Origin of the sequence: Bacteroides sp. An279 (assembly GCF_002159615.1) — a bacterium.
Taxonomy (GTDB): Bacteria; Bacteroidota; Bacteroidia; order Bacteroidales; family Bacteroidaceae; genus Phocaeicola; species Phocaeicola intestinalis.
Genome location: NZ_NFJA01000087.1, coordinates 1 through 16,225 on the forward strand (window position 1 = coordinate 1; position 16,225 = coordinate 16,225).

General features: G+C 45.5%; 14 protein-coding genes. 11 read left to right on the forward strand and 3 right to left on the reverse strand.

Going from position 1 to position 16,225, the window contains the following annotated elements; genetic code table 11:
• Positions 1-251 precede the first annotated feature (251 nt).
• The 8 genes from rimP (at position 252) to B5F78_RS13410 (ending at position 10,773) form a co-directional block, all read left to right on the forward strand.
• Positions 252-719: a ribosome assembly cofactor RimP gene (gene rimP / locus B5F78_RS13375; RefSeq protein ID WP_022039701.1), complete on the forward strand. Its 468-nt coding sequence runs from the start codon at positions 252-254 to the stop codon at positions 717-719.
• A 5-nt stretch (positions 720-724) separates the two neighbouring features.
• Positions 725-1,987, forward strand: coding sequence for a transcription termination factor NusA (nusA, locus tag B5F78_RS13380; RefSeq protein ID WP_087211028.1), 1,263 nt, complete (start codon positions 725-727; stop codon positions 1,985-1,987).
• Between the two features lie 142 nt (positions 1,988-2,129).
• Positions 2,130-5,078: a translation initiation factor IF-2 gene (gene infB, locus B5F78_RS13385; protein WP_022039703.1), complete on the forward strand. Its 2,949-nt coding sequence runs from the start codon at positions 2,130-2,132 to the stop codon at positions 5,076-5,078.
• 153 nt (positions 5,079-5,231) lie between these two features.
• The gene (locus tag B5F78_RS13390) at positions 5,232-5,693 is read left to right on the forward strand and encodes a CvpA family protein (RefSeq protein WP_022039704.1); all 462 of its coding nucleotides are present in this window, start codon (positions 5,232-5,234) and stop codon (positions 5,691-5,693) included.
• Positions 5,694-5,696: 3 nt separating this feature from the next.
• A complete protein-coding gene (gene sufB / locus B5F78_RS13395; RefSeq protein ID WP_022039705.1) occupies positions 5,697-7,148 on the forward strand; it encodes a Fe-S cluster assembly protein SufB in 1,452 nt (483 codons plus the stop codon).
• Positions 7,149-7,258: 110 nt separating this feature from the next.
• Positions 7,259-8,011, forward strand: coding sequence for a Fe-S cluster assembly ATPase SufC (sufC, locus tag B5F78_RS13400; protein ID WP_087211019.1), 753 nt, complete (start codon positions 7,259-7,261; stop codon positions 8,009-8,011).
• A gap of 4 nt (positions 8,012-8,015) precedes the next feature.
• On the forward strand, positions 8,016-9,359 hold the full coding sequence (gene sufD, locus B5F78_RS13405; RefSeq protein WP_087250013.1) for a Fe-S cluster assembly protein SufD: 1,344 nt from the start codon (positions 8,016-8,018) through the stop codon (positions 9,357-9,359).
• A 199-nt stretch (positions 9,360-9,558) separates the two neighbouring features.
• Positions 9,559-10,773, forward strand: coding sequence for an aminotransferase class V-fold PLP-dependent enzyme (locus B5F78_RS13410; RefSeq protein ID WP_087211014.1), 1,215 nt, complete (start codon positions 9,559-9,561; stop codon positions 10,771-10,773).
• On the opposite strand, the gene B5F78_RS13415 is transcribed toward B5F78_RS13410, so the two are convergent.
• Both B5F78_RS13415 and B5F78_RS13420 read right to left on the reverse strand, forming a co-directional pair.
• Positions 10,770-11,372: a lysine exporter LysO family protein gene (locus tag B5F78_RS13415; protein ID WP_087406956.1), complete on the reverse strand. Its 603-nt coding sequence runs from the start codon at positions 11,370-11,372 to the stop codon at positions 10,770-10,772. The two genes, B5F78_RS13410 and B5F78_RS13415, sit on opposite strands and share 4 nt — an antisense overlap.
• Positions 11,369-11,647 (reverse strand): LysO family transporter, encoded by a 279-nt coding sequence (locus tag B5F78_RS13420; protein WP_022039710.1) that lies wholly within the window; start codon positions 11,645-11,647, stop codon positions 11,369-11,371. The genes B5F78_RS13415 and B5F78_RS13420 overlap by 4 nt, the downstream gene beginning before the upstream one ends.
• A gap of 293 nt (positions 11,648-11,940) precedes the next feature.
• Here B5F78_RS13420 and gpmI point away from each other — a divergent pair, with 293 nt between their 5' ends.
• Both gpmI and B5F78_RS13430 read left to right on the forward strand, forming a co-directional pair.
• Positions 11,941-13,455, forward strand: coding sequence for a 2,3-bisphosphoglycerate-independent phosphoglycerate mutase (gene gpmI / locus B5F78_RS13425; protein WP_022039711.1), 1,515 nt, complete (start codon positions 11,941-11,943; stop codon positions 13,453-13,455).
• A gap of 144 nt (positions 13,456-13,599) precedes the next feature.
• Entirely contained in the window at positions 13,600-14,181 is a 582-nt protein-coding gene (locus tag B5F78_RS13430) for a DUF3109 family protein (RefSeq protein ID WP_087211037.1), read from the forward strand.
• A gap of 71 nt (positions 14,182-14,252) precedes the next feature.
• On the opposite strand, the gene B5F78_RS13435 is transcribed toward B5F78_RS13430, so the two are convergent.
• Entirely contained in the window at positions 14,253-15,581 is a 1,329-nt protein-coding gene (locus B5F78_RS13435) for a FimB/Mfa2 family fimbrial subunit (RefSeq protein WP_087211009.1), read from the reverse strand.
• Between the two features lie 109 nt (positions 15,582-15,690).
• Between B5F78_RS13435 and B5F78_RS17330 the strand changes: the two genes are divergently transcribed.
• The gene (locus tag B5F78_RS17330) at positions 15,691-15,894 is read left to right on the forward strand and encodes a hypothetical protein (RefSeq protein ID WP_162608555.1); all 204 of its coding nucleotides are present in this window, start codon (positions 15,691-15,693) and stop codon (positions 15,892-15,894) included.
• Positions 15,895-16,225: the final 331 nt, after the last annotated feature.

The window sequence follows — 16,225 nt, forward strand, 5'->3', positions numbered from 1 at the left end:
CAGGAAGAAAATTAATGCCAGACCGAGAGAAAAACTCAATTTCTTGACTCCGGCTGAGGTCTTTTTCAAAAATATTTCGTAATGTTGCACTCGCTGGTTGACTCTGCCCCAGCTGTGTTAAATTGAATTAAAAATGAAATAATTATTCTTATATTTTGTAGTGCGTCAGATTATTTGTATCTTTGCAGGCGAGATGAAAAAGAAGGTGGAGGGGCGGTAAGGCTCCTTTTTTTATTCACTATTAATATTGCATGATAGACAAACAAGCAGTGACCCGTATAGTTGAAGAATGGCTGGACGGGAAAGATTATTTTCTGGTAGATGTCTCTGTAAGCCCAGATGACAAAATCGTAGTAGAAATAGACCATGCCGAAGGGGTGTGGATTGACGATTGTGTAGAGTTGAGCCGGTTTATCGAGTCGCGGCTGAACCGGGAAGAAGAGGATTATGAACTGGAGGTCGGTTCGGCAGGTATCGGACAGCCTTTTAAAGTGTTGAAACAATACTTGATGCATATCGGTAAAGAGGTAGAGGTGATGGATGCTGCCGGCAAGAAATGGACCGGTATCCTGAAAGCAGCCGACGAAGCTGGTTTTACGATTGCGATAAAAGTGAAGGTGAAGCCGGAAGGGGCGAAACGTCCGCGGCTGGAGGAACAGGACAAGGCTTTTGCATACGATGAGATAAAATACACCAAATACTTAATTAGCTTTAAATAGATGTTATGGCGAAGAAAGAACCTGCAGTCAGTTTGATTGACACGTTTTCGGAATTTAAGGAGTTGAAAAACATAGACCGCACCACGATGGTAAGCGTGCTGGAAGAGTCGTTCCGCAGCGTGATAGCCAAGATGTTCGGTTCGGATGAGAATTACGATGTAATTGTGAATCCCGATAAAGGGGATTTCGAGATATGGCGCAACCGTGAGGTGGTGGCAGATGAAGACTTGACCGACCCTAACCGACAGATAGCACTGAGTGAAGCACGGCAGATAGATGCTTCGTATGAAGTGGGTGAGGAAGTGACCGATGAGGTAATCTTCGAGAAGTTTGGGCGGCGTGCCATCCTGAACCTGCGGCAAACGCTCGCTTCGAAGATATTGGAGCTGGAGAAAGATAGCTTGTATAACAAGTATATCGACCGTGTAGGTACGGTGATGGCTGCCGAGGTATACCAGATATGGAAGAAGGAAATCTTGCTGTTGGACGATGAAGGGAACGAATTGTTGCTGCCGCGTACCGAACAGATACCGGGTGACTTTTACCGTAAAGGTGAAACGGTACGTGCCGTAGTAGCACGGGTGGATAACAAGAACAATAACCCGAAAATCATTTTGAGCCGTACCTCGCCGATGTTCCTGCAGCGGTTGTTCGAACAGGAAGTGCCTGAAATAGCAGACGGGTTGATTACTATCCGGCGTATAGCACGTATTCCCGGCGAACGGGCAAAGATTGCAGTAGAGTCATACGATGATCGTATCGATCCGGTAGGTGCGTGTGTGGGAGTAAAAGGTTCGCGTATTCACGGTATAGTGCGTGAGTTGCAGGGCGAGAACATTGATGTTATCAATTACACGGCCAACTTGCAGCTGTTTATCCAGCGTGCACTGAGCCCTGCCAAGGTGTCGAGCATCGTGATGCACGAAGAGGAGAAGAAGGCAGAAGTGTACCTGAAACCGGAAGAAGTGTCACTGGCTATCGGTAAGGGAGGTATGAACATCAAGCTGGCAAGTATGCTGACCGAATACACGATAGACGTATACCGCGAGGTGGAAGAAGGTACAGTAGATGAGGATATCTATCTTGACGAATTCAAGGATGAGATAGACGAATGGGTGATAAATGCTATTAAAGGCATTGGCATCGATACAGCCAAGGGTGTGCTGAACGCTCCGCGTGAGATGTTGATTGAGAAAGCCGACTTGGAAGAGAATACGGTAGACGATGTCTTGAGAATACTGAAGGCGGAGTTTGAAGGCAACCAGTAACGTTTGCCATTTACCATTTACAATTTACAATTTGTCTTTATTACAGTGCGCAGAATTGTACATCTGTAAATGGTCCCGAAATGGTAGACTGCAAACGGTGAATGCCCGAATGGTAAATTGTAAATGGTAAATTGTAAAGGGAATGATGATAAGACTGAATAAAGTAACAAGAGATTTGAATGTGGGGATAGCTACAGCGGTCGACTTCTTGCAACGGAAGGGATATGCTGTGGAAGCGAATCCGAATGCGAAAATAACCGATGAACAATATGCTGCACTCGTAAAAGAATTCAGCAAAGACAAGGATTTGAAGATAGAGTCGGAAAAAATATTTCAGGAACGCCAGAATAAAGAGCGTAGTAAGGCTTCTGTTTCGATAGAAGACCTGCACGGGGGAAAGGCACAGCCTGAAATGATAGAAATAGAAGTGCCAGAGGAAAGCCGTCCACGCTTCAAGCCCGTAGGAAAGATTGATTTGGACAGTCTGCGTACTGGAAAGAAGTCTGCAGGCGGACAGGCAAGCGCAAAAGAAAAGGATGCAAAGGTTTCTTCTGCTTCAGGAAAAGAACAGCAGGCAGATACGGAAGTGAAACCTGTACAACCGCAGGCGGAGCCTGAAGTAACGGAAACGGGGACGGCTCCCCGACCGGCAGCACAGCCGGATGAAAAGCCGGAACAACCAGAACAAGAAAAAGCTGAGGAACAGAAACCGGAGCCGATGGAAGAAAAGAAAGAAACAATAGAGGCACAGAATGTGCAGGGTAAGACAGAAGACGGGATATTCAAGATACGTCCTACCGAGTTCAAGTCGAAAATCAATGTAGTGGGACAGATTGATCTTGCTACGCTGAATCAGTCGACTCGCCCGAAGAAAAAAACAAAAGAAGAAAAACGTAAGGAACGGGAGGAAAAAGACCGCCAGCGGCAAGAGCAACGCCGGCAGATGAAAGATGCCATTATTAAGGAAATACGGAAAACCGATGAAAAAACTGAAAAAGCAGGAGATGGTGATAACACGGCAAACAGTAAGAAGAAACGTAACCGTATAGGAAAAGAACGTGTGGACATCAATACAGCTGCAAGTCAGGTTTCGCGGGGTGGAGAAAGTAGTGGAAAATCGGGAAAGAATGCCCAAGGGGGCGGCAAGCATGCCAAAGACCGTTTTAAGAAAGCCGTAGCAAAACCTGAAGTGAGTGACGAGGATGTAGCAAAACAGGTGAAAGAAACCTTGGCACGCCTGACCAGCAAGGGAAAGAATAAGGCTGCCAAGTACCGGAAAGAAAAACGTGAAATCATACAGAACCGCCAGCTGGAGCAGGAAGAACAGCAGGAAGAGGAAAGCAAAGTGTTGAAGCTGACCGAGTTTGTGACAGCTAATGAACTGGCGAACATGATGAACGTGCCGGTAACGCAAGTCATCTCTACGTGTATGAGCGTGGGTATCATGGTGTCTATCAACCAGCGTCTGGATGCTGAAACCATAAACTTGGTAGCAGAGGAATTTGGCTTTAAGACAGAATATGTAAGTGCAGAAGTGGCACAGGCGGTTGAGGAAGAAGCTGATGCAGAAGAAGACCTGCAGCCTCGGGCACCGATTGTAACGGTAATGGGTCACGTAGACCATGGAAAAACTTCGTTGCTCGACTATATCCGTAAAGCGAATGTGATAGCTGGTGAGGCTGGCGGTATCACACAGCACATTGGTGCTTATAACGTGAAGCTGGAGGACGGGCGCCACATTACTTTTCTGGATACTCCGGGACACGAAGCATTTACGGCTATGCGTGCCCGCGGTGCAAAAGTAACAGATGTGGTGATTGTCATTGTTGCAGCAGATGATAACGTGATGCCGCAGACCAAGGAAGCCATCAATCATGCGATGGCGGCAGGCGTGCCCATTGTGTTTGCCATCAACAAGATAGACAAGCCCAATGCCAACCCTGATAAGATAAAGGAAGAGCTGGCACAGATGAACTTCCTGATAGAAGAATGGGGAGGCAAGTACCAGTCGCAGGACATTTCGGCCAAGAAAGGTACGGGTGTGAAAGAACTTTTGGAAAAGGTATTGCTGGAAGCCGAGATGCTTGACTTGAAAGCGAATCCGAACCGTAAAGCTACAGGCTCTATCATTGAATCTTCGCTGGATAAAGGACGTGGTTATGTAGCTACGGTACTGGTATCGAACGGTACGCTTCACGTAGGTGATATCGTGCTGGCTGGAAAATATTATGGCAAGGTGAAGGCTATGTTCAACGAGCGTGGCCAACGCATGAAAGAGGCCGGTCCGTCGGAGCCTGTATTGATTTTAGGATTGAATGGTGCTCCGGCAGCGGGTGATACATTCCATGTATTTGATAGTGAACAGGAAGCACGTGAGATTGCCAATAAGCGTGAACAGTTGCAACGCGAACAGGGATTGCGTACCCAGAAGATGCTGACACTGGATGAGGTAGGGCGCCGTCTGGCATTAGGTGATTTCCATGAACTGAACATCATTGTGAAAGGTGACGTGGACGGTTCGGTAGAGGCATTGAGCGATTCACTTATCAAACTTTCTACTCCACAGATACAGGTAAATGTCATTCATAAGGGCGTAGGACAGATTTCGGAGTCGGATGTATCGCTTGCTGCAGCTTCGAACGCCATTATCGTGGGATTCCAGGTGCGTCCTTCGGGCAGTGCGGCAAAGCTTGCCGAGCAGGAAGGTGTAGATATCCGCAAATATTCCATCATCTACGATGCTATCGAAGAGGTGAAGGCTGCAATGGAAGGTATGCTTGCTCCTACGGTGAAAGAACAGGTTACTGCCACTATCGAAGTGCGTGAGGTATTCAATATCAGCAAAGTGGGTATGGTAGCCGGTGCAATGGTAAAGACCGGCAAAGTGAAACGTACCGACAAGGCACGTCTGATCCGTGACGGTATCGTGATTTATACAGGAAACATCAATGCCTTAAAACGCTTTAAGGATGATGTGAAGGAGGTGGGTACCAACTTCGAGTGTGGTATCAGTCTTACGAACTGCAACGATATCAAGGTGGGTGATGTGATAGAAACCTACGAAGAAGTGGAAGTAAAACAAACGTTGTAATCAATGAATAACTAACAGTGGACTATGAATAACGGAACTATGTTTGTCTCACCGTTATTCATAGTTCACTGTTAGTTATTCATTGTTAAGTATTAATTAATTATTAATTAGGAAGTGTCTTCGCTGGATTGGTTAATAACGGCAATAGTGGCAATGGGGGCGGCGGTAGGTTTTTGGAAAGGTGCCATCCGTCAATTGGCTTCCATCGTAGGGCTTTTGGCTGGCTTGTTGCTGGCGCGTGCTCTGTTTGTGGCCGTAGGTGACCGGCTAGGCGAAGCGTTAGGTACCTCGGTAGCACTGGCACGTGGCTTGGCTTTCGTGCTTATCGGTGTAGGGGTGCCTTTGTGTTTTCTGATACTTGGCTCGTTGCTCACCCGGCTTGCCGAAGGGCTTCGGTTGGGATTCGTAAACCGGTGTCTGGGAGCAGGGTTGGGAGGCTTGAAATTTGTATTGCTGCTAAGTATTGTGCTTCGTATCCTTGCATTTGCCGATGGTGAAGATTATTTAATCGGCCGAACCACAAAGGAACAATCGTTGTTCTATATTCCGGTGAAGGATGTGTCGGGCTATTTCTACCCGGCAATGAAAGATATGACTAATCATTTAACCGACTGAACTATGCAGTTAGAACCCAATAAATATGTAAAAGAACTGACCCGTGAGAAGTATAAATATGGCTTCACTACGGACATTCATACCGATATTATCGATCGTGGGCTGGACGAAAATGTGGTAAGGCTTATCTCTGCAAAAAAGGACGAGCCTGAATGGTTGCTCAATTTCCGCCTGAAAGCTTACCGCCACTGGCTGACAATGGATATGCCCACCTGGGCACATCTTACGATTCCTGATATCGACTACCAGGCTATATCGTATTATGCCGACCCTACACGTAAGAAAGAGGGTCCGAAGAGTCTTGATGATGTAGACCCCGAACTGTTGAAAACATTCAATAAGCTGGGGATTCCGTTGGAAGAACAGCTTGCATTAAGTGGTATGGCGGTAGATGCGGTGATGGATTCGGTGTCGGTAAAGACTACCTTTAAGGAAACATTGATGGAGAAAGGCATTATCTTTTGCTCTATCAGTGAAGCGGTACGCGAACATCCTGACTTGGTAAAGAAATACTTAGGTTCGGTAGTAGGGTATCGTGACAATTTCTTTGCAGCTCTCAATTCGGCAGTGTTTAGTGACGGTTCGTTTGTTTATATTCCTAAAGGTGTCCGGTGTCCGATGGAACTTTCTACTTATTTCCGTATTAATGCTGCTGGTACCGGACAGTTCGAACGGACACTTATTGTGGCAGATGATGACAGTTATGTGTCGTATTTGGAAGGATGTACGGCTCCGATGCGTGACGAGAATCAGCTTCATGCAGCTATTGTGGAAATTGTGGTGCTTGACCGTGCTGAAGTGAAATACTCTACAGTGCAGAACTGGTATCCCGGCGATGCCGAGGGTAAGGGAGGGGTATATAACTTTGTTACCAAGCGAGGCATTTGTAAAGGTGAAGGCAGTAAGTTATCATGGACGCAGGTAGAAACCGGTTCTGCCATTACTTGGAAATATCCCAGCTGTATTCTGAGCGGTGACAACTCGACTGCCGAATTTTATTCAGTGGCGGTTACGAACAATTACCAGCAGGCAGATACGGGAACGAAAATGATTCATCTGGGACGTAACACTCGTTCTACCATCGTCAGCAAGGGCATCAGTGCCGGACGAAGTCAGAACTCTTATCGTGGACTGGTGCGTGTGGCTGAACGGGCGGATGGTGCGCGCAACTATAGCCAGTGCGATTCACTCTTGTTGGGTAGCGAGTGTGGTGCACATACATTTCCCTACATGGATATCCATAACGAGACGGCAGTGGTAGAACACGAAGCTACTACTTCGAAAATATCAGAAGATCAGCTTTTTTATTGTAACCAACGTGGTATTTCTACCGAAGACGCAGTCGGTTTGATTGTGAACGGATATGCTAAAGAAGTGTTGAACAAGCTCCCGATGGAGTTTGCTGTGGAAGCGCAAAAGCTGCTTTCGGTTTCGTTGGAGGGAAGCGTAGGATAATGAAGAATTAAGAATGAAGAATGATGAATTAAATATGCAATGAGGGATGGGGGATGAGGAATCTGTTGATTCTTCATTCTTCATTCTTCATTCTTAATTTATAAAAGTTTATGTTAGAAATAAAAGATTTACATGCCTCGATTAACGGCAAAGAGATATTAAAAGGAATCAACCTGAGTGTGAAGACTGGCGAAGTGCATGCCATTATGGGACCGAACGGTTCGGGAAAGAGTACGCTGAGTAATGTATTAGTGGGACATCCGGCATACGAGGTGACTCGCGGTTCGGTCACTTTCGACGGGAAAGACCTTTTGGCTATGAGTCCGGAAGACCGGAGCCATGAAGGATTGTTCTTATCGTTCCAGTATCCGGTAGAGATTCCGGGAGTGAGCATGGTGAACTTTATGCGCACGGCAGTAAATGAGCAACGGAAGTATAAGGGGCTTCCTGCACTGACGGCAAGCGAATTCCTGAAACTGATGCGCCAGAAGCGCGAGGTAGTGGAATTGGACAGCAAGTTGGCAAACCGTTCGGTGAACGAAGGCTTTTCGGGTGGTGAGAAGAAGCGGAACGAAATCTTCCAGATGGCTATGTTGGAACCGAAGCTGAGCATTTTGGATGAAACAGATTCGGGGCTGGATATCGATGCATTGCGCATTGTGGCAGAAGGTGTGAACAAGTTGAAGACACCGGAAACCAGTTGCATTGTCATTACCCATTACCAACGTTTGCTGGATTATATCAAGCCAGATATAGTACATGTGCTTTATAAAGGACGCATAGTGAAAACGGCTGGACCTGAATTGGCACTGGAACTGGAAGAAAAAGGATACGACTGGATCAAGAAAGAATTGGGAGAGTAAGTGTATGAAAGCGGAACAACAGTATATCGACCTTTTTACGCAGTATGAGGCACTTCTCTGCCGTAACAGTGCTGAGGCGATGAATGCCCCGCGTGCCAAGGCTTTTGCCGACTTCGAACGCTTGGGCTTTCCTACGCGTAAAGAGGAGGATTATAAATATACGGAGGTGGGGAAGTATTTTGCTCCCGACTTCGGGTTGAATCTGAACAGGTTGGAATTTCCTGTCAACCCGTATGAAGTGTTCAAGTGTGATGTGCCGAATATGAGTACTTCGCTTTATTTCGTAGTCAATGACACGTTTGATAAGCATGTGCATCCTTCGGCTCAATTGCCCGAAGGAGTATTGTTCGGTAGCTTGAAGGATATGGCTAGACTCTATCCGGACCTGATAAAGTCGTATTATGGAAAGCTTGCCGATACATCGCAAGACGGGCTGACCGCATTCAACACGATGTTTGCACAAGACGGTGTGCTGATGTATGTCCCGAGTGGCGTGGTGATGGAACGGCCTGTCCAGTTGGTAAATATCCTGCGTGCCGATGTTGATTTTATGGTGAACCGCCGTTTATTGGTTATCGTAGAAAAAGATGCGCAGGCGAAGCTGCTGGTATGCGACCATGCAATGGATAATGTGAACTTCCTTTCCACGCAAGTGACGGAAGTTTTTGTGGGGGAGAATGCTGTATTCGACCTTTATGAGTTGGAAGAAACTCACAACAGTACGGTGCGTTTCAATCAGTTGTTTGTCGATCAGCAGGCAGGAAGCAATGTCTTGCTGAATGGCATTACGTTGCATAATGGAACTACCCGGAATACTACCCGTGTGACACTATCGGGAGAGAGAGCCGAGGTGAACCTTTGTGGTATGGCAATAGCCGACAAGAACGAACAGGTAGATAACAATACTTTTATCGACCATAAAGTGCCTGGTTGTACAAGCAACGAGCTTTTTAAGTATGTGCTCGACGACCAGGCGACAGGTGCTTTTGCCGGAAAAGTATTGGTTCGTCCAGGTGCTCAGCATACGTCTTCGCAACAGACCAACCGAAATTTATGTGCTACCCGTGAAGCACGGATGTACACGCAGCCTCAGCTGGAAATTTATGCCGATGATGTGAAGTGCTCGCACGGTGCTACGGTAGGTCAGCTTGACGAGAATGCATTGTTTTACATGCAACAGCGTGGCATCCCCCTGAAGGAAGCCCGTCTATTGCTGATGTTTGCCTTTGTGGGTGAAGTTATCGACTGTATCCGGATGGAGGCATTGAAAGACCGTCTGCACCGTCTGGTAGAAAAGCGTTTCCGTGGCGAACTGAACAAGTGCCAGGGATGTGCGATATGTAAATGAGTTTTTGAGTTTTTAGGTTTATAAGTTCTTAAGTTGATGTAGTTAAAAGATTTGAGAATTAAAGAACTTAAAAACTCATTCCCAATCAGCACACGCGAACGAACGCATCAAGGCTAGAAAACTTTTTGGAGAAATTCAAAACAGTTTCTTGCTTTATTGGAACATTTAAAACAGGCTCTTAAAAACTCAAAATCTGAATATGTACGACATAACAAAAATCAGAGAAGACTTTCCGATACTTTCACGAACGGTGTACGGCAAACCGCTGGTCTATCTGGACAATGGGGCTACTACGCAAAAGCCTCGGTGTGTAGTGGAGTCGATAACCGATGAATACTATTCGGTGAATGCCAATGTACACCGTGGAGTGCATTTCCTTTCGCAGCAGGCAACTAACCTGCACGAGGCTTCACGCGAAACGGTACGTAAGTTTATCAATGCGCGCAGTATTTCTGAAATTGTTTTTACACGGGGGACGACAGAGAGCATCAATTTAGTGGCTTCCACCTTTGCCGATAGCCAGATGAAAGAAGGTGACGAAGTGATAGTCTCGGTAATGGAACATCACAGCAATATCGTATCGTGGCAATTACAGGCAGCACGTAAGGGAATCGTCTTGAAAGTGATTCCGATGAATGAACGTGGCGAACTGTCGCTGGCTGAATATGAGAAACTTTTCACGCCGCGTACCCGTATTGTGTCGGTTGCTCATGTGTCGAATGTACTGGGTACTATTAACCCGGTCAGTGAATTAGTTCGGATAGCTCATGCTCACAATGTTCCTGTGTTGATAGACGGAGCCCAAAGTATTCCCCATATCCCGGTAGATGTACAGGCACTGGATGCCGATTTTTATGTGTTCAGTGGGCATAAGGTATACGGTCCTACGGGTATTGGCGTGCTTTATGGTAAAGAGGCTTGGCTGGATAAGTTGCCGCCCTATCAGGGAGGAGGCGAAATGATTAAGAACGTAAGTTTCGAAAAAACCACATTCAATGAGCTTCCTTTTAAGTTCGAGGCGGGTACTCCCGATTATATTGGCAGTACGGCATTGGCAAAAGCTCTTGACTATGTATCAGCAATTGGGATGGAACAGATAGAGGCTTACGAACACGGACTGACGCAGTATGCCATGCAGCGCCTGAAAGAGGTGCGGGGGATGCGTATCTTTGGCGAGGCTGCACAGAAAAGTTCGGTTATATCCTTTTTGGTTGGCAATATTCATCATTTTGATATGGGCACCTTGCTCGATCGTTTGGGTATTGCTGTTCGTACGGGACATCATTGTGCCGAACCTTTGATGCATCGTTTGGGTATTGAAGGTACTGTACGTGCATCTTTCGCGCTATATAATACAAAGGAGGAAATCGATGTGCTGGTCGCAGGCATAGAGCGGGTAGCGAAGATGTTTTAAATCGAACAGAAAAAAGTCACCAGAAACGGTACGCTGAAATCTGTTATAAAACCATGGAAGATGGATACTACGGCAAACTGCTGTCCTGCACATTGAGTAATGACAGGCAGGGTGGTGTCTGCCGTGGTGGCTCCTCCGGCTGATATGGGTGCCAGATTGCCAAACCAGCGAACCAGTAGTGGTGCGCACAGCAGTGTGAGAATTTCGCGCAAAATGTTCGATAAGAGGGCGATGGTGCCCAGTTCCGGACCTTTATATTCGGTAATGAAGATACTCGACAGCGAGTAATAACCGAATCCGGCACCTACTGCCATGCAGTCGGCTGCACTGCGGTGTGGAAGCAGCAAGCTTACCAGTGCCGTGGCAGAAAGAGTGCCAAAGATGGTTATTATGGGAAGAAATGCCAGACGAGGATTCAGACTACGGAAATTATTCAGCGTCTGTGGATCATTGCCGATGCTTAGTCCTACACTGAACATCAGGGCACACAACGTGTAAAAACTAATGTCAGTCTTAGCCAAAGAAACAGGGATGATATGGAATAATCCACATAAACATCCCAATGCGAAAAAGCCCACAATAATCAAACTTCCTTTCATGCCTCTCTTCTTTTTCGTTTGTATACAGATTTCCACAACGCCCAGGCTGCCAGGCTGCTTCCGATAACGGCAGTTATGGTGATAGCTAATGCTTCCAGGCCTAATGTGGCAAGCCCCTCGATAATTTGCCGGTTTTCCCCGACTTCGATGCCCAATAAAAACAACAAGATCCAGATAAGTACCGTGATAATCTGGTGTATTCCAGTAAGTTGCCGCCTGCGTAGCAAAAAGCCGATACACATTCCTCCCAACATAAGTCCGATTACTGTAAACATATCTTTCGATTTTTATCGGCAAAGGTAAAGAAAACTTTGTCAATGACAATGGATAATGGACGATTGACAGGGTAAATGCATCTAATTTGTGCAGATTATCCGATATTGAAAAACATTTGTGGGAATACGGATTACCATTCTGACCGCTATCGGGATTACATTAGGCGTGCCATTAGGCGTGCCCTTGTGTTTCTAAACGATTTTTCATTTAAAAAAGTATGTTATAAGGAAGAGATTTTGTAATTTTGCGTGTTGTAAAACAGGATATATCAACTTTTAAACAAAATAAGATTATGGCTAAGAAAGCTCTTTTAATGATTTTGGACGGTTGGGGTTGTGGAGACCACAAGAAAGACGATGTGATTTTCAATACCCCTACTCCGTATTGGGACAGCCTGTTGGCTACGTATCCACACTCCCAGCTTCAGGCAAGTGGTGAAAACGTGGGTTTACCAGATGGGCAGATGGGCAACTCGGAAGTAGGTCATCTGAATATCGGTGCGGGTCGTATTGTGTATCAGGACCTGGTGAAAATCAACCGCGCATGTGCCGACGGTAGCATTCTGAAGAATCCGGAAATCGTGTCTGCATTCTCTTATGCTAAAGAGCAGGGCAAGAATATCCATTTTATGGGATTGACTTCGAACGGCGGGGTACATTCTTCGCTGGAGCATCTCTTTAAATTGTGTGATATCGCCAAAGAATATGGTTTGGAAAATACGTTCATCCATTGCTTCATGGATGGCCGTGATACCGACCCCAAGAGCGGTAAAGGATTTATCGAACAACTGACTGCACATTGTGCCCAGTCGGCTGGTAAAATTGCTTCTATCGTAGGACGTTTTTATGCTATGGACCGTGATAAACGCTGGAACCGTGTGAAGGAAGCCTACGATTTGCTGGTAGAAGGCAAAGGTAAGCAGGCTACGGATATGGTGCAGGCAATGCAGGAATCGTATGACGAAGGTGTGACTGACGAATTCATCAAACCGATTAACAATGCCAATTTCGATGGTACCATCAAAGAGGGGGATGTGGTGATATTCTTCAATTACCGTAACGACCGCGCGAAAGAGTTGACCGTAGTATTGACCCAGCAGGATATGCCGGAAGAAGGCATGAAAACTATTCCAGGTTTGCAGTATTACTGCATGACGCCGTATGATGCTTCGTTCAAAGGGGTTCATATCATCTTCCCGAAAGAAAACGTGGCAGATACGCTGGGTGAATATCTGTCGAAGAATGGTAAAAAGCAGCTCCACATAGCTGAGACTGAAAAATATGCGCATGTTACTTTCTTCTTTAATGGTGGACGCGAGGCTCCGTTTGATGGGGAAGACCGTATCTTGGTTCCGTCACCGAAGGTGGCTACTTACGACCTGAAACCGGAAATGAGCGCTTACGAGGTGAAAGACAAGCTGGTGGAAGCAATTAATACACAGCAATACGATTTTATCGTAGTGAACTATGCCAACGGTGATATGGTAGGACATACGGGAGTTTACGAAGCTATCGAGAAGGCTGTAGTGGCCATTGATAACTGTGTACGCGATACAGTGGAAGCTGCTAAGGCAAATGATTACGAGGTTATCATCATTGCTGACCATGGTAATGCCGACCATGCCTTGAACGAAGACGGTACACCGAACACAGCCCATTCGCTGAATCCGGTTCCGTTTGTATATGTGACGGCAAACAAGGATGCTCAGGTGGCAAATGGTGTACTGGCAGATGTGGCTCCGTCTATTTTACATATCATGGGGATGCCACAACCTGCAGACATGACAGGAAAAGATTTGATTAAATAATCTGAGAAAGACAATTGACAAGGGTATCAGTTGATAAGATGGCAAAGCTTTTGAGGAGTTAGAATTCTTGAAGCCTTGTTGTCGTATCAATTGATACCTTCTTATTTAAAAAGGAACTTTGTTTATAAATCACCAAAAGATATGATGATTGAAGTTGGAGATGTCGTGGTTTCATCTGACATCTTTACCGGGAAGTTTTTTTGTGACTTAGATGCCTGCAAAGGTGTATGCTGTATTGAGGGCGATGCTGGAGCTCCGGTAGAATTGGAGGAAGTGGAGAAACTGGAAGAAGTGTTGCCGGTGGTATGGGAAGATTTGTCACCCGAGGCGCGGGAGATAATCGACAGGCAAGGAGTGGTATATACTGATCAGGAAGGTGACTTGGTGACTTCTATCGTGAACGGGAAAGATTGTGTATTCACTTGTCACGATGAGAAGGGATATTGCTATTGTGCCATAGAAAAAGCTTTTCGTGAAGGACGTTGCGCTTTTTACAAACCGATATCGTGTCACCTCTATCCGGTCCGCCTTGGCAAGTGCGGACCTTACACGGCATTAAATTATCATCGTTGGGATATTTGCAAGGCTGCTGTAGTGTTGGGCGAAAAGAAAGACGTGGCGGTTTATCAGTTCTTGAAAGAACCTCTTATCCGCCGGTTCGGTGAAGACTGGTATGCTGAACTGGAACTGGTGGCAGAAGAATTGCGGAAATATGCCGGTAAATGAGTAGACAAGATATCAGTTGCCTGCTGTTTAAAAACATTTCAACTGATATCTTGTCTTGTTATTTTGACTTGTTACCTGACTGTCAGGTGTACAGTTTTTACGGGACGGAGGTAATAGGTACGTTTGGAGCCGACTTTTGATATGCTTGAACTCCAGAAAGCAAAACTTGACTGGCAATCATTACATAGGTATCGGTCTTCATCATCTTCATTGCCATAGAAGGGTGCCAGCCCGTTATCTTGCAGCAATTGGTTTAAATCGAGGTCTCTATATTGAGCGATAAAGCTTTTGGCTTCTTCCTTAGTGAATACCCGCCAGCCATCGATACCGCTTATTTCGTAATCCGCCAGGATTTCTTCTCCTTTGTCTGCCTGTGTTTCCCATTGTTCAGGGGCAATAAGAAAGGCTTCGCATTCAGTGTCGGAAATTTCGGTTATTTTCCATACAAAGAAATTTTCCCAAATACTTTCTTCTTCTTCGGGTAATGTTGATACATAATAAGTATCTGCATTTCCTGTAATTGTGCCAGGATTTTCTTCTGTATCATCGGGATTATCGGGGATGGTTTCGCTTATGCCGAACTCTACGCCTACCAATGGGTGCCAGCCTTCGGCTTGAAATTCTCCGTTCAGCGTGATTCCGTCTTTATAATTGCCGGTAAACTGGTATGGATATCCGGCTAGCAGTGCTGATTGGTAAGTGTAGCCGTAGGTTTTATTTCCTTCAGGTTGGTCTATCTGTACAGACAGGTGGGTAGACGAGCTTTCATGAGGAAGGATATAAACGGTTTCGCTCATCCATTGGTTACCTTCTTTTGCGCAAGGTATGGTACATGATTGCTGGTCGTTTTTGTATGCATTATTGAAGGCGATGCCTGAACTGACTGGAGATATGTCTATACTGACGTTGGTGGCTTCTTCGGGTACGTCATTGATAACAAAACTGACAGAAGCTACAGCGTATGACAGGGTCATTTGTACTGTTGTTGATTTTGTCAGGTTTATTTGGGCTTGTGCTATCTGGATGGGAGCTTTGGCAAAATTAGATTCCTTGATGCTGATGTAACTTTCGGGAGTGATGTCGAGTGGCATGAAGTATTCGTCTTCCGTGATGCCGGATAGCAGAATAATGGTGTATTTCCCTTCTGCAATGCTTTTGCTATATGATGCGGATTCATCGGCGATGATGTCTTGCTGGATGCATTTACCTTCTTCATTAAACAGGTAAACAGTGAGGGGGTAATGAATAGGGGCGTTGTTGTCGCTTCGGGTGACCACTTGTACGGTGTGGGGGACGTTTTCGATGGTTTCACCCGTCTCTTCTTCAAGCTGATACTCTCCACAGGCGCAAGTTAGCCACGTCAGGAGAAGAGGTAGATAGAAATGTTTAGTGTAACTCATATTAATTAAGGTATATGTTTTTTCTATCTATAACGCAAGTTTCTCGGTTTGTGTATGTTTGATCTGCAAAAAAAATTCCGATAAGAAGCTGTTTTGAATTTATCGTGCGATGATTTGGGATGAGTTTTTGAGGCATTTTCGCTTCTGTGATGAGGAAGATAGCGGGCTATCTGACGAAGAACAGGAACGAAAAGGACCAAAAAATCGCCCAAAGCACACACGGAAACGGATACATCAAGCCAAGAAAAACTTTTTGGAGAAATTCAAAACAGCTTCAAATTTGTTTAGCGGATATGAATCAATGTATGATTGAAAGGTTCAGTATCTGTTTCAAGCTGTCTTCCTTTTACGTTCTCCATATCAAAACCGTACGGTTTCCATATCGAGAACGTACGGTTTTCAATTGGAGAACGTATGGTTTTGATATGGAAACCATAAAAGGATGATGGCTGGATTGATAATATAATCCAATCAGATATTTCAATTATATGGCTTTGGGAATTTGATTATAAATGCCCATAACATTTTTCTTTGATTAATTTAGAAGCTGTTTTGAATTTATCGTGCGATGATTTGGGATGAGTTTTTGAGGCATTTTCGCTTCTGTGATGAGGAAGATAGCGGGCTATCTGACGAAGAACAGG